This window comes from Candidatus Cloacimonadota bacterium (genome assembly GCA_034661015.1).
Classification (GTDB): Bacteria; Cloacimonadota; Cloacimonadia; order JGIOTU-2; family JGIOTU-2; genus JAYEKN01.
Genome location: JAYEKN010000109.1, coordinates 1 through 17,944 on the forward strand (window position 1 = coordinate 1; position 17,944 = coordinate 17,944).

Below are 17,944 nucleotides of genomic sequence, written 5' to 3' on the forward strand. Positions count from 1 at the left end.
TTACAATTTTCAACCATTGCGGAGGTCTCCGACCATCCGCAAGATTTCCAATCATCCGTAATGTTTTAGACTTCAAAAATATCCACCTCTTCTTTTCCATCAATTTCATCCAAGAACAGTTTTATCATTTCGTGCTTGGAAGTCGGGATTTTCTTGCCGATATAATCCGCTTGAATCGGAAGTTCCCGATTTCCTCGATCCACAACGACTAATAACTGAATTGACTTTGGGCGTCCATAATCGAGTAAAGCGTTCAAGGCAGCTCGCACAGTTCTTCCGGTGCTCAAAACATCGTCCACGAGTAAGATTTTCTTCCCTTCGATATCGAATTTTAGAATAGAATCTTTGATCATCGGTTGATGCTCAATTCTGGACAGGTCATCACGATAGAGGGTAATATCAAGCGAGCCGATCAGAAGTTTGATCTCCTCTTCGCAAGATGAAGAATCTTCGGAAAATTTTTGGATATACTCACCTATCCTATTCGCAAGTGGAACTCCCCGCGTGTGAATTCCTACAATATACAAATCTTCACAGCCATCATTTTTCTCAATGATTTCGTTTGCCATGCGTTTTAAGATGCGTTTCAGTTCCAGCTTATTTAAAATTTTTTTCTTTAATTTCATGCTTTCTCCTTGAATGCGACAAGTTTAGATAGGACGCAGATTAAATATTATTGATAAAATCGGCATAATCTACCCAATCTGCGTTTTTCTGCGTCGAATCCATTTCGTGGCTATTTTTTTCATTATTCAATTTCTTTGACTTCCGTGAGAGGACTCACGGGCTACATTTTTCTTTTTACAGTTTTTTCTTTTTCGTTATTATTTGTGCATATTAATTTATAATTCCATTGAGCCGATTAATTCTGCATACTTCCTTTTTTTTCTCATCAGATATTTTTCAATTCCAGCAATAATTTCTATTGAAATTTTAGGATTAACAAAATTTTGCGTCCCGACTGAGACCGCTGAAGCACCTGCAATTATGAATTCCAAAGCATCATTTTCATTACAAATTCCTCCCATACCGATAATCGGGATTTTTACCGTCTGAGCAACTCTATAAACATTTTGCAAAGCAATTGGTTTGATTCCGCATCCTGAATAGCCGGCAATTCCTTTTTTGATTTTCGATGTTCGGGTTTCAATATCAATTGCCAAACCGTAAACCGTATTTATCAATGAGATTGCATCCGCACCATTTTTTTCTGCTGCCAAGGCGATTTCTTCGATGGAAGTTACATTTGGTGTGAGTTTTAGGATCAAATCCTTACTGGTCTTTGCACGTAAAAACGCCATCAATTCCGAGACAATATCCGGGTCAGTGCCAAAAGCAATTCCTTCATTCTCTACATTCGGACAGGAAACATTCACCTCAAAAGCATCAATCGAAGTTTCGTTGTTCAAACGCTCTACAAGTTTTCCGAATTCTTCGATAGTTCCACCCGATATACTCACAATTAAATTTGTATTGAATTTCTCATATTCCGGTAAAACATCTTTGCGAAAACCTTCAACTCCGGGATTCTGGATGCCGATAGAATTTAACATTCCTGCTTCTGTTTCAGCTAGGCGGGGAGTTTCATTTCCAATTTTTGTTTCAAATGTAATTGTCTTTGTAACCAAAGCTCCCAAGCGTGATAAATCAAAAATATTATTATATTCCATACCGAAAGTTCCGGATGCAACCGTTACGGGATTCTTCCACTGCATTTTTCCTATCTGAATTTTCATAATTTTTTTATTTTTTTACGCCACGAATTCACGAATGGATTTGTGTATAATTTTGTAGCTCATATTTAATTTTTTTATTATTCATTTTATATTTTACATTGAAAATGTCGCACCTACGGTGCTTTTGCTTTTTTGCTCTTTCATTATCCAATGGCTGACGCCACTGGCTACAAATATTTCGCACCGCTGGTGCTGATTTTAGAAATTTTCCGCTTTCCATTATTATTAGTGCAATCGTGGCTAATTTTCTTTTTTATAAGCCACGAATTCGCGAATGTGTTTGTGTGTAATTTTGTAGCTCATATTTAATTTTTTTATTATTCATTTTATATTTTACATTGAAAATGTCGCACCTACGGTGCTTTTGCTTTTTGCTCTTTCATTATCCAATGGCTGACGCCATTGGCTACAAATATTTCGCACCGCTGGTGCTGATTTTAGAAATTTTCCGCTTTCCATTTTCCATTTTCCGTTTTCCATTTTCTATTATTCATCCCAATCCACTTTTCTGCCGTCAAATACGGGACCGTCTTTACATACTTTTTTAAAGACTATTTGTCCTTCTTCACGAGTTTTCACAACGCAACCGCAACAAACTCCCACTCCACAAGCCATCACAGTTTCCAGAGATACTTGGATTTGTAAATTATAATTCCTACATATTTTTACAATTTCCCGCATCATAATATTCGGTCCGCAAGCATAGACAATATCAATTTCTTTTTCGTCCAAAATTGGATTTAAGCCATCGGTAACTAATCCCTTTTTTCCAAGCGAACCGTCTTCCGTGAAGTTGATAGCGTCTTCGGAAAAAACATCAAATTCATCTCCCCCACCGTGAAGAGAAAATACTTGATTTCTTTTCAAACGCAATTTCTGTCGCAAAAATTTCATGGGTGCATAACCAATTCCTCCTGAAACAACAATCACTTTTTTTTCATCTTGAAGATCAAAGCCATTTCCAAGTGGTCCAAGAACCGATATTTTTTCCCCTACACTTATTTTCGACAATTGTTCAGTAGATTTTCCAACCTTCTTTATCAGGAATGATATTTTATTTCCTTCAATATTATGAATTGAAAAGGGGCGAGGGAGAATGGGAAATTTGTGATCTGGATTTTTAATTTCGCAAAATTGCCCGGGTTTTGCACTTTTTGCAATCTCATCATGCACAACAGAAATCATAAAATAGCGAGAATTAATTATTAATTTTTCGACAATTCGCAAACTTTTATAAAACATTATTCTTTCCAGGTAAATTTTCCATCACAAATAGTCATCTTAATTTTCCCGAAAAATTTTTCACCGATAAAAGGACTGTTTTTTGATTTTGAGAGAATTTCATCCTTTGTAAAAATAAATGATTCGTTAAGATCAATCGCATTAAGGTCCGCTTTTGCACCCTCTTGTATTTTTCCAAGATCTTTATTGATAATCTTAGCCGGATTGATAACCATTTTTTCAATTAACTGTTCAAGATTCATTACACCGGTTTTGATTAGCTTTGTATAAATTACGGGGAAGGCGCTCTCAAATCCAATAATACCGAAGGGTGCTTTGGGGAATTCGAGTTCTTTTTCATAATCAAGATGAGGTGCATGATCAGTGGCAACCGCATCAATCGTTCCGTCCAATAATCCTTCAATAAGTGCCTGCCTGTCTTCTTCTGTGCGAAGTGGTGGTTTCATTTTTGTATTCGTATCCAAACCATCGCATGCTTTTTCCGTTAGAATAAGATGATGAGGAGTTACTTCCGCAGTTACATTGATGCCGTCGGCTTTTGCTCTTCGAACCATTTTCACTGCGCGTTTCGTGGAAAGATGTGCCAAATGAACATGTGAATTTGTAACTTCCGCCAACATAATTTCGCGGCTGACAATCATCTCTTCGGAAAGACTGGGAATTCCTTCCAATCCGAGTTTTGTGGACATAAAACCATAATTTACCTGTCCTTTCCCGGAAAGTGAATAATCTTCGGGATGAACAATAATCGGGATATTGAAGGTGGAAGCATAACGCATCACATTCAAAGTAAGATTCGTATCCTGAATACAATTTCCGTCATCACTAATTGCTACCACGCCACCTTTTACCATCGAGCCAATGTTTGCAATTTCTTTCCCTTCTATTCCTTTTGACATTGCACCTATCACAAAAATTTTGGTTTTGCCAACATCTCGTGCTTTTCTGCTTACATAATTTATCGTAGAAATATTGTCAATTGCCGGTTTTGTATTTGGCATACAGCAAACAGAAGTAAATCCACCTTTTGCAGCTGAAAGTGAACCGCTTTCAATATCCTCCTTGCTTGTAAATCCGGGATCACGAAGATGACAATGCATATCAACGAATCCGGGAAAAATATGCAACCCGGTGCAATCATATTCTTCTGCAGATTTTTCCGAAATATTTTCTGCGATTTTCTTGATAATTTTTCCGCTGATCAAAACATCGGATTTGACGAATTTTTTCCTATCTAATAAATACACTTTTCCATTTTTTAATAATTTCATCATTTTACCTCTCTGCCGATTTTTCCACCTAATATTAGGAAGAGTAACGCCATCCTGACTGCTACACCGTTTGTAACTTGCGCAATAATGATGCTGTGCTCACTATCGGCAACTTCAGGAAGAATTTCCACCCCGCGATTCATTGGTCCGGGATGCATTATGAGCACATCGTTTTTTGCATATTTCATTACCCTATTATTCAATCCGTAATATTTTGAATATTCACCCAGACTTGGAAATAATCCCTGCTCCTGCCTTTCCAGTTGCATTCGCAAAGCCATGATAACATCCGCATTTTGAACGGCTTTATTTAGGTCATATTCCGGAATAACGCCATAGACATCATCGACCTTGGGTGGCATTAAAGTTCGCGGACCGCACACAATGACTTTTGCACCCATTTTTTTCATCCCGATTAAGTTGGAGCGAACAACTCGCGAATGCAAAATATCACCCACAATAACGATTTTCAATCCTTTCAACGAATCTTTTTTTTCCCAAATACTAAACATATCAAGAAGTGCTTGAGTGGGATGAGCATGGGGACCATCACCGGCATTCAAGACCGGTTTGCCGGTGTATCTATTCACCAAAGCAGGTGCTCCCGGAGATTCGTGACGAATAATGTAAAGATCAATTCCCATTGCATCCAAGGTGTAAATTGTGTCCTGTAGCGTTTCACCTTTTTTGAGGGATGAGCCTTTTTTTGCAAAACTTATTACGTCAGCACTTAATCTTTTTGCAGCCAATTCAAATGAAATCCTTGTTCTGGTACTGTCCTCAAAAAACAAAGTGCAAACAGTTTTTCCATTTAAGGTCGGCACCTTTTTGTAATCTCGTTGAATGATCTTTTTCATAACCTTTGTGGTTTCAAAGATAGTTTCTATCTCCGCGGGAGAGTAATCATCAAGATCAAAAAGACAGCGCCCGGTTAGATTTATTTTGTTTATCATTTATTGCTCCATTATTTTTCTTTTTGTAACGCCGTAAATGGCGTGATAATATGTTTCATTTTTAGCCACTAATTAACACTAATTGACACAAATTGTAAAAACCTAAAAATATAATTCGTGTCTGTTAAAATTCATTTTTCGACATCTTTTCAGAGATATAAATGTTTAAAATGAATATAAAAAAAAGGCGACAATAATACATGTCACCTAAATTGTGATAAAATGAAATCAATGCTTTTTTGAAATAGAAATTCTATTTCAGAACTATTAACTCGCATATTATCGAAAATTCGTTTTATCATCTATTTTACCCGGATTCTAATATTCTGCAGTTGTTATTCATAATAAATGTGTGATCAATCCACTTCTCAATTTGGGTTCAAACCAGGTGGACTTAGGTGGCATAACTTTATCTGCATCAGCAACGCTCATCAAATCATCAATAGAAGTAGGATATAACGCAAAGGCAACTTTATATTTGCCGGAATTTACCAATTTTTCCAGCTCTTCCAATCCACGAATACCCCCTACAAAATTAATTCGATTGTCTTTTCTCGGGTCTCCGATAGCGAGAATTGGTTTCAACAGGTTTTCGTAAAGGATGCTTACATCAAGAGATTTGACCGGGTCGGATTTCTCGAAAGAATTTTCCTTTGCTTGCAAGGAATACCATTTTCCATTCAGGTACATTCCAAAAAGGTGTTTCTTATCCGGTTTGAAATGAGAATTTTGCTCTTGCACGACAAATTTATATTTTAATTTTTCCAGAAACTCCGAAATTGTATTCTCGCTTAAATCTACCACAACCCGATTGTAATCCATAATATACATCTGTTCATCCGGAAAGATAACGCTCAGGAAAAAATTGTACTCCTCGCTTCCTGTATGGTTGGTATTATTTTCCATACGAATCTTTTGCACATTTGCAGCGGATGCGGAACGATGATGACCGTCTGAAATGTATAGGCAGTCCAAATTTTTAAATTCATTTTGCAATTCTAAGATTTTTTCATTGTCATCCAATTTCCAAATTGTGTGACGGATTCTATCGTTACTCGTGAAATCATATAAAGGCTCGGAATTCGCTTTTTTGCTTTCCACAATTGAATTTATTGAATCTTTGGCATGATAAGTCAGAAAAACCGGTCCGGTATTTGCATTGAGAGTGTTCACGTGGGTTGTGCGATCTTTTTCTTTGTCAGCACGTGTGTATTCATGAATTTTGATAATTTTGTTATTATAATCTTCCACGGAAGCAGCAGCCACAATTCCTGTTTGCTCATGTTCACCCATTATCTGTCTGTAAATATATAGACATGGTTTTTTATCCTGAATTAAAATTCCATCCTGAATAAATTTTTGGAGGTTTTCTTTTCCTTTTTGATAAACTTTTTTGTCATACAAGTTTACATCTTTTGGTAAGTCTATTTCCGGTTTGGAAACATGGAGATAACTTTTGGCATTATTTTTTGTGAGTTCTCGGGCTTCATCCGAATTAATAACATCATAAGGTGGAGCAGCAACCTGAATCGCATATCTTTTATCAGGTCTTATTCCTTTAAAAGGTTTGATATTAGGCATAATTCCTCTTTTAGATTTTTCCATTTCTTTAGAAATAGTAATTCCCGTGTCAATGTTTTTAATTAGTGCCCATCCGTAAACTCGCATTTTTGCAATAATTCTCTGCAGATGATTCGACGCATATGAACACGAACTAGGGTTTTAGGTTGCTAACTGAGAAAACGTGGTAAAAAAAATGCTATTAGTAAAATAGTTTACATCCGAAATATTTGACATAATTTTTTGAAAAACAAAATTTATAACACACAACATCTTTTCAATTAAGAAGGAGAAAATAGTGAGAATAATAAGATTTTTTGATCTTAGAAAAATTCTAAAGAATTTTAATCTCAATTTTCTCCCTCGCTCCTTTGCAAAGTCTCGCCCTCTCCCAATCACTCTGCCCCCCCCATTCATAACTTACCAGTATACCGTAACTTAAAATTTTTTATATTTTATAATAAATTTTCATTATTCAAAATCGGGAAGAACAGATTCATTCAGATATGTCTTTTCTGTTTTTCTGCTCGCAACAAAAGAGACTTTAATGCAGAAGATTGTTATTGAAAATGAAGTTGTCAGGTCTGATAATTCTAATTGAAATTTCCCTTTTAGAGAATACTTTTCGCCAATTGTTTATCCCGTTTTGGCGAGAAAGAAATTAGGCGGATTAATTTATTAACCGAACAATGAAAGAATAATTTAAGGAAAAAATTATGAAATATTTTTTAATTGCCCTGTTTATATGTTGTGCAACAATTACTTATTCAGACACACTCGCAGTAGGTCCAGGTCAACAATACGAAACAATACAATCTGCCATTAATGCAGCAGATGACGGTGACTTTATTACAGTATATCCATTAAGTTTCGGAGAAGCCTATAGTGCTATTAACTTTCTAAGTAAGGACCTTTATATTAGTGGAATCGCAAATCCAAAGATAAATGGAGAGAATTCACCTATTGTTGTAAATATGAATTATGCGGATTATGCTAATTTTATAGGTTTTATCGTAACAGGTTCTGCTACTTCAATTGGCATTAATTGTACAAATGCATCAATCCAAGAAGTTTTCGATAATACTGTTGAAAATGTAGAAAAAGGAATATATATTTCGGATTGTCCGTATATTACTGTTCAAAACAATCAGTTACGTGAAAATGTTAGCGGATGTTTCATTTCCAACGAAAATCCAGAATCCGATATTGTACATTTAAATTCAAACAAAATCTATGATAATAATATCGGTGTTTACATAGATGAGATACATAGCGTAACATTGCTTCTAAATTCTATTTATCACAATGATACAGGAATTTCAATGTCAAATAACCCCTTAATTCATACATATATATCAAATAGTACAATAAGCGGTAATGCCAACGGAATAATATTTGGAACATATTCCCAAGGTGAAATCTATAATTCAATTATTTGGCAAAACGATGCAACTTTTACTAACACACCTGCATCTTTAAATATCACATATTCTTGCATTGAAGAAAATTATGCAGGTACAGGCAACATAAATACAAATCCCAAATTCTGTATGGAAGGTTATTACGCATATCATCTCCTTGAAGGCAGTCCTTGTATTGACACAGGCGACCCGGAGGAAACTGATCCTGACGGAACTTTTTGCGATATGGGATGCTATCCTTCTACCACAGACATAAAATCGTTGAAAGGTAACCACTGGAACTGGGTTTCCTTCCCAAGATTGGAAAGAGAAGGTAACGACCCGGTTATTGCTTATCAATTACTCGAAGATATGATACCGTTTCCTGATGAGATGACTCTTATGTTTGGTGATGAGACTGTTTTGACTTATGAATATTCTAATTGGTCAAACGTAGAATATGAGATTACATCCGACATAGGTTATAAACTCAATCCGCAAGAAGAAGGAGCATATATCCTTCCTGAGCCAGGTAGCCGTTTATCGGCAGGTTATACTAAAACCGTTTCACCAAATCAAGAAAATTGGATCGGCTACTGGCTTCCTTACACCCAATCCTACGAATATGCCTTGGGGGATCAGTTGGATCATATAGAAGCCATTTATGCGGAAAATTGGTACCTTTTCAAAAGAAACGGTCGGTGGTATGGAATGAGTACAGGAACAATCGAAGAACAACCCGGTACTTTTGAATACGGAAAAGGTTATATGCTCATAGTTAGCGAGCAATTCAATCTGCATTGGATTCACTTTGGCGTTTCGCCGACTTATGAAAAATCGGAAATCGAGTTCTTTTCTTACGAAGATAAACCCAATTATGAAGCCATAGAAATAGATTCCATAGAAAACGGTGAAAATGTATTGGAAGTAGGTGTTTTTCAGGATGATGTTTGTGTTGGTGCAAGCAAAGTGGAAAACTTTCCCGTTCATCTGATGGCATATACGGATGCAATGAGCAGAGGTGATGATTTGACTTTCGAACTGAATACTGGAAGAGGTACAACAGAAAAATATAAAACTGTCTTGAAATATGATTTCAAATCAGGTAAATATATTTCCACAACCTTACGTCCTCTTTCAAGCAGATTTTCTTTGATAAAACTTACTCGGAGTGATGAGAATACTAACAATGAACCATCTCCGTTCAATCTAAACAACTATCCTAATCCGTTCAATCCGACAACCACGATTTCATTTATGCAACCGAAAAAATCGGAAATAAATCTAACGATTTACAATTTGAAAGGACAGATGGTAAAGAATTTGATCCGGGGAGAAACTCCCGAAGGATTACAAAAGGTGATCTGGGACGGAAACGATGAAAACAGCAATCCCGTTTCCAGTGGCATTTATTTGTATCATCTAAAAACAGAAGATAAAGTCATAAGTAAAAAAATGATCTTGATGAAATAATGTGTATTGCAGGCGGCAACAGTCATTGTCGCCTGCATTTTTTGCTAACATAAATGTTTAATTTAGATTGAGGAAATTATGAAATTTAAATTATTAATCTTTTATTTATTTTGTTTTTTTTGTTCGCTGCTAAATTCAGCAATCATTGAGATTAATCAAGACGGTAGCGGAGATTACACCGTAATCCAGAATGGAATAAACGCCTCTGTAGTTGGGGATACAATAAGAGTTTATCCCGGAACTTATTATGAAAATCTCGTTATCGAAAAATCGCTTTCCCTTGTTTCCAATTATGAATTCACCGGTAATGAAAATGACATAGATTCCACAATTTTGGATGGAAATTATGAGAGCAGTGTCATCAGGCTCCAAGGTGAAGAATACGGTTATATAAATGTATATCTCTGCGGTTTTGTAGTTCAGCATGGAACAGGCTGGGGATACTATCATAATGAAGGAGGTGGAATACGTTCTGAATATGTATATTTTACTATGAAGAAAAATATTATAAAAGATAATAGGGCTTATGCAGGTGGTGGTCTTTTCCTCAATTATACTATAACCGATTTGATTGGAAATTTTATTCATCATAACAATGCTTATTGCTATGGCGGTGGTATGATTTTAGTTTCTTATTGCGATTTGATTTTCAATACAGAAATATTAAATAATATTTACTTAAATTATGCAGGAGAAGGAGCGGATATGTTTAAATCATATCTCTGCCCTCAGATAGAAGTGTTAGTGGATACATTCACTGTAATGAATCCTGATTTTTATTCTCTTTATGCATACAATAATGGGGGAATTTATCAACCGGGTGATATAACTTATAATATCCAGCACAGTAAGATAGAGCAGGTAGAACATGATCTTTATGTTTCGTCAGATGGAAATGATAATAACAGCGGCTTAACAGCAGAAGAATCTCTTCAGAACATTCATTATGCTTTAACAAAGATAAAAGCAGACAGTCTTCATCATAGAACCGTTCATATTGCAGACGGTTTGTATTCTCCGAGTTTGAACAATCAATATTTTCCCCTTCATATGAAAAGTTATGTTTCCGTCATTGGTGAATCACGAGATAATACTATTTTGGATGCGGAACTTGGCATTGGTCATATTTATGCGAGAGATTTCTTGGAGACAAATGCAGGATTTTTACAAAGAGATTATTCTGTAAAAAATATGAAGTTAATAAATGGATATTACAAACCAGCTGTTTATATACAAAAAAATCATAATGTCTTTTTGGAAAATATTGAAATAGCAAATTATGAACTTTGGTTATATTCATTAATCAGATCATTATATACTCATATCAATATGAATAAGATATATGTTCATGATATGCAAGGCGGAAGATCATGTTACATTAATGGAGCTAATGGATATACAGTTAATTTAACAGATTTTAAAATAAATAATAATTATCCGTCGGAAGATCCCGAATGTCCTTTGGGATGCGGTTTTTGGATTAGTAATAATGCAACTATGTCGCAACCGGATTATGTTGCTAATATTTTAAATACACAAATTACAAATAATATTAACCACGTTACTGATTGGCCTAATATGGAAAGTGCAATAACCATTCTTCAGTGGAGTAAAGTAAATCTAATAAACAGCACGATATCCGGTAATGAAAGTTATACAGGTGGAGCAGTAGTCGTATCATACGAATCTGAACTTAATGTTTACAATTCCATTCTCTACGGAGATATTCCCAGGGAAATTGTTCTCGATGGTTCAAATGGACATACGAACACTCTATCTGTACAAAATTCTCTTGTTGAAGGCGGATTAGATGGAGTCCTTTCCATCGGTTATAATAATATAAATTGGAATACCAATAATCTTGATGAAGATCCTCTTTTCTTCGGAACTGCGGATAATCCTTTTACTTTATCAAACAATTCCCCCTGTATAGACGCGGGAACTCTGAACTTACCGGAAGGTATTGAACTACCGGAATACGACCTTGCTGGAAATCCCAGAATATACGGAGAGACAGTAGATATGGGTGCTTATGAATGGCAGGGATATGCCGTCGGAGAAGAACCTCTAGACAATAGCATAAAATTAACTTCAGCACCCAATCCTTTTCGCAATGAAACTGTCATCTCTTTTCAACTTCCCAAAACGGGAATCGTGAATCTAACGATCTACAACATAAAAGGGCAAAAGGTTATAACGCTGTTAGATGCCTATTCTTCTCCGGGAAATTTTCAAGCAAACTGGAAAGGAGTAGATAGGCATGGCTATCCGGTATCCAATGGAGCCTATTTTGCGAAATTAATCGTAGATGACAAAGAGAAGGCGGTGCGGAAATTGATAAAGTTGAGGGATTAGTGCCCATCCGTAAACTCGCATTTTTGCAATAATTCTCCGCAGATGATTCGACGCTGATATTGAGAAAACCCGAGTCGCGTCATTCTTTTTGACACGACTCGGGTTTCGTTCCCATCACAAAAAAAATCGGACTCGAATATAAAAAACGGTGTCCGAGTCGGGATTTTTGTTTATGAGTCTAATTCGTGTCTGTCCGTTAAGTATAGATTGGACGCAGATGAATGTGATAAACAACATCACTCAGAAAAAAATGATTTACGCAGATAAAAAATTTAATTACAAAAAGATTAGTATCAGCGTTTATCTGCCGAATCAGTGTTTTTCTGCGTCGAATCATCCACCAGCTGGTGGAGCCATTGATAAAATAGTATTTTACGGACAGACTCTAATTCGTGTTAATTACTTGCTCAATCTTTTGTACACCTTACTTGACAGTCATCGTGTCAAATAGAATTTCTCAATTCAAAATCAAATCTACGGAATGTTTTACGCAAGAGGTAAAATTATGAATAAAAACAATGCAATACGAGTCAGATTCGCACCAAGTCCCACCGGATATTTACATGTTGGTGGCTTACGAACGGCATTATTCAACTATTTATATGCTCAAAAAACAAACGGCAAATCCATCCTCCGCATAGAAGATACGGATAAAGGACGTTTTGTTCCCGGAGCAAAAGAAGATTTGATGAACACCTTGAAACTCCTGGGATTGAGTTACGATGAAGGTCCGGATAACGAAGGTGAATTCGGTCCTTATGTTCAATCTGCAAGAACAGAAATATATAGAAAATTTGCACACGAACTGGTGGAAAGGGGAAAAGCCTATTATTGTTTTTGTTCAAAAGACAGATTGGACAAAGTTCGAAAAGAACAGAGAGAAAAGAATCAAACTCCGATGTACGATGGAAAATGTCGAAACCTATCCGAGGATGAAGTAAAGGAAAAACTCGGAGAAGATACCCCTTTTGTGATCCGCTTAAAATTTCCCAAAGAAGGAAAAACTGTTTTCTACGATAAAATTCGCGGGAAAGTCGAATTTAATAATAGCGAGGTTGATGACCAAATTCTTATGAAAGCAGATGGCTATCCTACCTATCATCTTGCCAATGTTGTGGACGATCACCTGATGAAAATCTCGCATGTGATACGTGGTGAAGAATGGATCACCAGCGTTCCCAAACATATTTTTCTTTATGAATCATTTGGCTGGGATTTGCCAAAATTTGTTCACTTGCCCTTATTACTAAATCCGGATAAAAGTAAGTTAAGCAAAAGACAGGGAGATGTGGCTGTAGAAAAATATCTCGAAAAAGGATACCTTCCGGAAGCGATGATAAATTTCATTGCTTTACTCGGCTGGCATGCTGCCGGAGATAGAGAAATTTATTCGCTAAAAGAATTGGAGAAAGAATTTTCATTAAATCGCATCAGCAAATCAGGAGCTGTTTTTGATCTGGAAAAATTCCAGTGGATGAATGGACAGTATATGAAAAAACTTGATCTTGATTATATTTCCGAAAAAACAGAAAAATATTTTACAGATGCAAAAATAGACATTAGCGATGGTGAAAAATATCGCAAGGTCGTAGAAAATGGCAGGAAACGTGCTTCTACTTTGGCAGGTATAATTGAGCATTCAACAATGTTTTACGAAGATCTGCAATTCACAGATGAAGATTTGAAAATATTGTCCGATGAAAAGGCGCAAAAAATATTTTCATTTTGGGCTGATGCACTGAAGAATGCAGATAATCTCTCCCTGCAAAAGATTAATGATTTGGTAAAACAATCGCAAAAAGAATTGGAGATTCGGGGAAAAGATTTTTATATTCCTCTTAGACTTGTTTTATTCGGAAATTGCCACGGGCCAGATATTCCCACGATTGTTGATATTCTCGGCAAAGAGATGACAATTGGACGACTAAAAAAATATTTATAGAAAAGCAGAACACGAGTCTCTTCGTAGTTTCTTAAAATCAGAAAGGATTAAATAAATAATAATGGAAAAAGAAAAAAAAGAATCTTTGGATTTTATACGCCAAATAGTTAAAGAAGATAATGAATTGGGAAAATATGATGGAAAAGTTTATACCAGATTTCCACCGGAACCAAACGGATATCTTCACATCGGGCATGCAAAAGCAATATGCCTTAGCTTCGATATTGCTGCCGAAAATAAAGGAAAATGCAATTTGCGTTTTGACGATACGAATCCATATAAAGAAAAACAGGTTTTCATAGACTCCATTCAGGAGGATATTCATTGGCTTGGTTATGAGTGGGATAAATTATGCTTTGCCTCCGACTATTTCGAAACTTTGTACGAATATGCGGTAAAATTGATAAAATCCGGCAAAGCGTACATTTGCAATTTAAATGCTAATCAGATCCGAGAATATCGCGGAACTCTTACGAAACTCGGAACAAAAAGTCCCTATCGTGACAGACCGATTGCTGAAAATCTGGAATTATTTGAAAAAATGAAACTCGGCGAATTTGAAGAAGGAGAATGTGTCCTTCGTGCAAAAATTGATATGTCATCCCCGAATATGAATATGCGCGATCCGGTAATGTATAGAATTTTGCACACTGAACACCCCCGAACCGGTAAAAAATGGTGCATCTATCCCAGCTATGATTTTACGCATGGAGAATCCGACTCAATAGAAAAAATTACCCACTCCCTCTGTGATCTGGGATTTGAAAATCATCGTCCTTTGTATAACTGGTTCATAGAAAATTTGAAAATTTTTCCTTCACGCCAGATAGAATTTGCTCGATTGAATATAACTTATACCATTTTGAGCAAAAGAAAACTCAAAACACTCGTGGATAAAAATTACGTCGAAGGTTGGGACGACCCCAGAATGCCTACTTTATCCGGCATGAGACGGCGAGGATATACACCCACGGCAATCAAAACATTCCTGAGAAAAATTGGTGTGGCAAAAAGTAAAAGCACTGTGGACGTTAAACTTTTGGAGCATTGTGTGCGGGATCATTTGAACGACATCACCCCAAGAAAAATGGGCGTTCTGAATCCTCTTAAAATTATTATTACGAATTATCCTGAAGACAAAGAAGTGCTGCTTGTAGCCAAAAATCATCCGAGCGATGACTCAATGGGTACACGCAAAATTCCGTTCTCAAAAGAAATTTATATCGAACAAGAAGATTTTATGGAAAATCCTCCCAAAAAATTCTGGAGATTAAGTCCCGGTCGTGAAATTCGACTTAGATATGCATATTTCATCACTTGTAATGATTTTGTAAAGGATGAAGAAACCGGTGAAATCAAGGAATTGTATTGCACTTATGATCCCAAAACTCGCGGTGGAAATTCACCGGATGGAAGAAAAGTTAAAGGAACATTACACTGGGTTTCCAAAAAACATGCTCTCAAAGTTGATATAAATTTATACGACCGTCTGTTCAAAACAATGTACCCTATGAAAACTGAAGAGGGGGAAGATTTCACATCCAATCTTAATCCCAATTCTAAAAAAGTGCTTAAAAACGTCCCGGTAGAACCATCCCTCACAAATGCTGAAAAAGGATATATATTTCAGTTTGAAAGAATGGGATATTTCTGTGTAGAAACGAATAACTTTTCTCCTGCTAATGAAACCACAGACGCTAAAATTGTGATCAACAGAACGATTGCTCTGCGAGATAGTTGGGCAAAAATTGAGAAAAAAATAAAAAATTCGTAACTCGATCCGACAATAAGCGGATTGAGAATTGGAAAAACAGATGTTTGAAAAAATAGAAGGACAACCAAGAGCTGTCAATCAATTAAAATTCCTGATAAATTCAGATAGAATCGCCCAAAGTTATTTATTCTTTGGTCCTGCCGGAGTAGGAAAATTATTATCAGCGATTGAATTTGCCAAAACAATTAACTGCCCAAAACAATGCGTGCATGATTTTAACCAATCTTGCCCTTCCTGCCGTAAGATAGAAAAATTCGTTCATCCGGATATAGACTTGATCTTCCCCACTCCCGGATTTGAAGTAAATAGAGATGGAACTTATAAAAAGGATTCTGAACGGGAGAAAATTCAAGATTATTTACATCAGCTTCAAGAAACCCCATACGATCGCTATAAATTTTCAAAAACTACTTCAATTAGAATTGATACGATACGAAGAATCGAATATAAAATTCAATTTGCACCTCGCGAGGGAAAATATCGGGTAATCATTATCGCAGAAGCAGATAAATTTAGACATCAAGCGGAAAATGCTTTTCTGAAAACATTAGAGGAGCCACCCGATTATGTGGTTATTATCCTTACAACAACCAAAATTTCTGCCCTCCTTCCAACTATTATTTCGCGTTGTCAAAAAGTACGTTTCAATCCGATAATACCTAATATTATTGAAAATCACCTTGTGAGCAATCACAATGTAAATAAAATCAAGGCAAGAATAAGTGCTCGAATTGCAAATGGTAGTTTAGCAAAAGCAATTTTAATTTCCCAACAGGAAAATATTGAAGCGCGGAATAAATTGATGGATTTCATTGAAATTCTTCTATCAAACGATTTGGAAAGAATTTATAAATTTTCTGATAATTTTCAACATAATAGTAATAAGGAAACACTTCGAGATATTTTAGATTTCCTTATACTTTGGTTTGGCGATCTCATCTATCTTAGAAGTGATTCACAAAGGCTTTTAAACATTGATAAGCGAGAAAAATTGGAAGAATTCAACACCGAATTCAAGGTTTCAGATAACACTGTCCGCGAAATTATCGAAATAATAGAACAGGCAAAATACTTATTAAATGGGAATGTTAATTACGAACTCGTTGTGATTGATACTTTTTTTCAAATAAGAAAAAAATGTCTGAATGGGCAGGCTACCTCATAATTATCTACCCATTTTTATATTTTCCGGTTCATTGATATAATTATCAGAAATTTTTCCTTCTTGTTTCTTTTTTTTATATTGTTTGACAACTTTTTAACTATTCACTTTTTTTCATTTATTCTAATTGGAATTGGGCGTAATATCTAATTTCACATTCGATTTACAGAGAGAAGTTCTAATTTATTATAATTCTGAAAGTAAACAAAAGGGTAAATATGAAAATAAAAATTATTAAAATTGTATTTTTATCAAACAAGCTATTGGAAAGAAATATTCCAAAGTTTCGCGGATTTCTTGCTTCAGAATACCCCAACTATAACCCTATTCACAATCACTTAAATGACGGTAAATTCAGATATTCATATCCTCAAATTCAATTTAAAACTATTGGGCAACATCCGGCAATCATCGGAATTAATGAAGGAATCAGCATTTTGAAAAAAGTGTTTTTAGAATTAGACAATATAAAGATAGGTGAAAAAATACAAAAAGTTAATGAGAAATCCATTCAAATTGTTGAAGAAAATTTTGGCATTGCGGATAAATATATTGATTACAGATTTCTCTCTCCCTGGATGGCTCTTAATCAAATCAATTTCACAAAATACATTAATTTAGACCGGTTTAAACAGCAACAATTTCTCAAACATTTATTGCGAGAAAATCTTAAGACTATCTCAAAAGGTTTCGATTATACAATTCCTGATATTGAATCAATTAAAGTGGACGGAAATTTCAATGCAAAAAATGTAAATTTCAAAAACGTCTCAATGCTTTGCTTTGAAGGAAAATTTATGGTTAATTTTCATCTCCCTGATTTTCTTGGAATTGGGAAGCAGGTGGCAAGGGGTTTTGGGACGGTGAAGAAATAAGTTGGGGATTTTATGCACAGAGACAGCCAAAAGCGAATTTATGGGGATTATACATATTTCATTACTTGTGATGTGAAAAATAAGATTGCATTTTTCAAAGAGAATATTCTTTGTGAATTTTGGAGAGAGGAATTGAGATTGGCAAAAGAGATGAAACAATTCAGCCTTTTTGCTTTTTGTTTGAATTATGATCATTTTCAT

The 17,944-nt window shown here is 35.5% G+C and carries 15 protein-coding genes; 8 read left to right on the forward strand and 7 right to left on the reverse strand.

Annotated features, from left to right (window positions below):
* Positions 1–65 precede the first annotated feature (65 nt).
* The 7 genes from pyrR to U9P79_04515 form a co-directional block, all read right to left on the reverse strand.
* The gene (gene pyrR / locus U9P79_04485) at positions 66–626 is read right to left on the reverse strand and encodes a bifunctional pyr operon transcriptional regulator/uracil phosphoribosyltransferase PyrR (GenBank protein MEA2103885.1); all 561 of its coding nucleotides are present in this window, start codon (positions 624–626) and stop codon (positions 66–68) included.
* A 216-nt stretch (positions 627–842) separates the two neighbouring features.
* Positions 843–1,736 carry a dihydroorotate dehydrogenase gene (locus U9P79_04490; GenBank protein MEA2103886.1) on the reverse strand — a complete coding sequence of 298 codons (894 nt, stop codon included), beginning with the start codon at positions 1,734–1,736 and terminating at the stop codon, positions 843–845.
* A 333-nt stretch (positions 1,737–2,069) separates the two neighbouring features.
* Positions 2,070–2,216, reverse strand: coding sequence for a hypothetical protein (locus U9P79_04495; protein ID MEA2103887.1), 147 nt, complete (start codon positions 2,214–2,216; stop codon positions 2,070–2,072).
* Between the two features lie 6 nt (positions 2,217–2,222).
* Positions 2,223–2,978, reverse strand: coding sequence for a dihydroorotate dehydrogenase electron transfer subunit (locus tag U9P79_04500; protein ID MEA2103888.1), 756 nt, complete (start codon positions 2,976–2,978; stop codon positions 2,223–2,225).
* Entirely contained in the window at positions 2,978–4,252 is a 1,275-nt protein-coding gene (locus tag U9P79_04505) for a dihydroorotase (protein MEA2103889.1), read from the reverse strand. The genes U9P79_04500 and U9P79_04505 overlap by 1 nt, the downstream gene beginning before the upstream one ends.
* On the reverse strand, positions 4,249–5,202 hold the full coding sequence (locus U9P79_04510; GenBank protein MEA2103890.1) for an aspartate carbamoyltransferase catalytic subunit: 954 nt from the start codon (positions 5,200–5,202) through the stop codon (positions 4,249–4,251). The genes U9P79_04505 and U9P79_04510 overlap by 4 nt, the downstream gene beginning before the upstream one ends.
* Positions 5,203–5,541: 339 nt before the next feature.
* Positions 5,542–6,783, reverse strand: a complete 1,242-nt coding sequence (locus U9P79_04515) for a DUF1015 family protein (GenBank protein ID MEA2103891.1) — start codon at positions 6,781–6,783, stop codon at positions 5,542–5,544.
* Positions 6,784–7,478: 695 nt separating this feature from the next.
* On the opposite strand from U9P79_04515, the gene U9P79_04520 reads away from it, so the two are divergent.
* The 8 genes from U9P79_04520 to U9P79_04555 form a co-directional block, all read left to right on the forward strand.
* Positions 7,479–9,635, forward strand: a complete 2,157-nt coding sequence (locus U9P79_04520) for a NosD domain-containing protein (protein ID MEA2103892.1) — start codon at positions 7,479–7,481, stop codon at positions 9,633–9,635.
* A gap of 78 nt (positions 9,636–9,713) precedes the next feature.
* Complete coding sequence (locus tag U9P79_04525; GenBank protein ID MEA2103893.1) at positions 9,714–11,990, forward strand: choice-of-anchor Q domain-containing protein; 2,277 nt, start codon at positions 9,714–9,716, stop codon at positions 11,988–11,990.
* A gap of 172 nt (positions 11,991–12,162) precedes the next feature.
* Entirely contained in the window at positions 12,163–12,441 is a 279-nt protein-coding gene (locus U9P79_04530; protein ID MEA2103894.1) for a hypothetical protein, read from the forward strand.
* A 54-nt stretch (positions 12,442–12,495) separates the two neighbouring features.
* Positions 12,496–13,932: a glutamate--tRNA ligase gene (gltX, locus tag U9P79_04535; protein ID MEA2103895.1), complete on the forward strand. Its 1,437-nt coding sequence runs from the start codon at positions 12,496–12,498 to the stop codon at positions 13,930–13,932.
* A 61-nt stretch (positions 13,933–13,993) separates the two neighbouring features.
* On the forward strand, positions 13,994–15,706 hold the full coding sequence (locus U9P79_04540) for a glutamine--tRNA ligase/YqeY domain fusion protein (protein MEA2103896.1): 1,713 nt from the start codon (positions 13,994–13,996) through the stop codon (positions 15,704–15,706).
* Between the two features lie 40 nt (positions 15,707–15,746).
* Positions 15,747–16,871, forward strand: a complete 1,125-nt coding sequence (locus tag U9P79_04545; protein MEA2103897.1) for an AAA family ATPase — start codon at positions 15,747–15,749, stop codon at positions 16,869–16,871.
* Between the two features lie 215 nt (positions 16,872–17,086).
* The gene (locus tag U9P79_04550) at positions 17,087–17,743 is read left to right on the forward strand and encodes a CRISPR-associated endonuclease Cas6 (protein MEA2103898.1); all 657 of its coding nucleotides are present in this window, start codon (positions 17,087–17,089) and stop codon (positions 17,741–17,743) included.
* Between the two features lie 12 nt (positions 17,744–17,755).
* On the forward strand, positions 17,756–17,944 hold a 189-nt coding region (locus U9P79_04555), incomplete at its 3' end, for a hypothetical protein (GenBank protein MEA2103899.1).

What these genes read in the sequence shown, in the direction of transcription:
- U9P79_04530 (MEA2103894.1), top strand. Translation starts at nt 12,163, where the DNA reads ATGAGTCTAATTCGTGTCTGTCCGTTAAGTATAGATTGGACGCAGATG.
- U9P79_04505 (MEA2103889.1), bottom strand. Translation starts at nt 4,252, where the DNA reads ATGATGAAATTATTAAAAAATGGAAAAGTGTATTTATTAGATAGGAAA.
- U9P79_04545 (MEA2103897.1), top strand. Translation starts at nt 15,747, where the DNA reads ATGTTTGAAAAAATAGAAGGACAACCAAGAGCTGTCAATCAATTAAAA.
- pyrR (MEA2103885.1), bottom strand. Translation starts at nt 626, where the DNA reads ATGAAATTAAAGAAAAAAATTTTAAATAAGCTGGAACTGAAACGCATC.
- U9P79_04550 (MEA2103898.1), top strand. Translation starts at nt 17,087, where the DNA reads ATGAAAATAAAAATTATTAAAATTGTATTTTTATCAAACAAGCTATTG.
- gltX (MEA2103895.1), top strand. Translation starts at nt 12,496, where the DNA reads ATGAATAAAAACAATGCAATACGAGTCAGATTCGCACCAAGTCCCACC.
- U9P79_04520 (MEA2103892.1), top strand. Translation starts at nt 7,479, where the DNA reads ATGAAATATTTTTTAATTGCCCTGTTTATATGTTGTGCAACAATTACT.
- U9P79_04515 (MEA2103891.1), bottom strand. Translation starts at nt 6,783, where the DNA reads ATGCCTAATATCAAACCTTTTAAAGGAATAAGACCTGATAAAAGATAT.
- U9P79_04510 (MEA2103890.1), bottom strand. Translation starts at nt 5,202, where the DNA reads ATGATAAACAAAATAAATCTAACCGGGCGCTGTCTTTTTGATCTTGAT.
- U9P79_04490 (MEA2103886.1), bottom strand. Translation starts at nt 1,736, where the DNA reads ATGAAAATTCAGATAGGAAAAATGCAGTGGAAGAATCCCGTAACGGTT.
- U9P79_04500 (MEA2103888.1), bottom strand. Translation starts at nt 2,978, where the DNA reads ATGTTTTATAAAAGTTTGCGAATTGTCGAAAAATTAATAATTAATTCT.
- U9P79_04495 (MEA2103887.1), bottom strand. Translation starts at nt 2,216, where the DNA reads ATGGAAAACGGAAAATGGAAAATGGAAAGCGGAAAATTTCTAAAATCA.
- U9P79_04525 (MEA2103893.1), top strand. Translation starts at nt 9,714, where the DNA reads ATGAAATTTAAATTATTAATCTTTTATTTATTTTGTTTTTTTTGTTCG.
- U9P79_04540 (MEA2103896.1), top strand. Translation starts at nt 13,994, where the DNA reads ATGGAAAAAGAAAAAAAAGAATCTTTGGATTTTATACGCCAAATAGTT.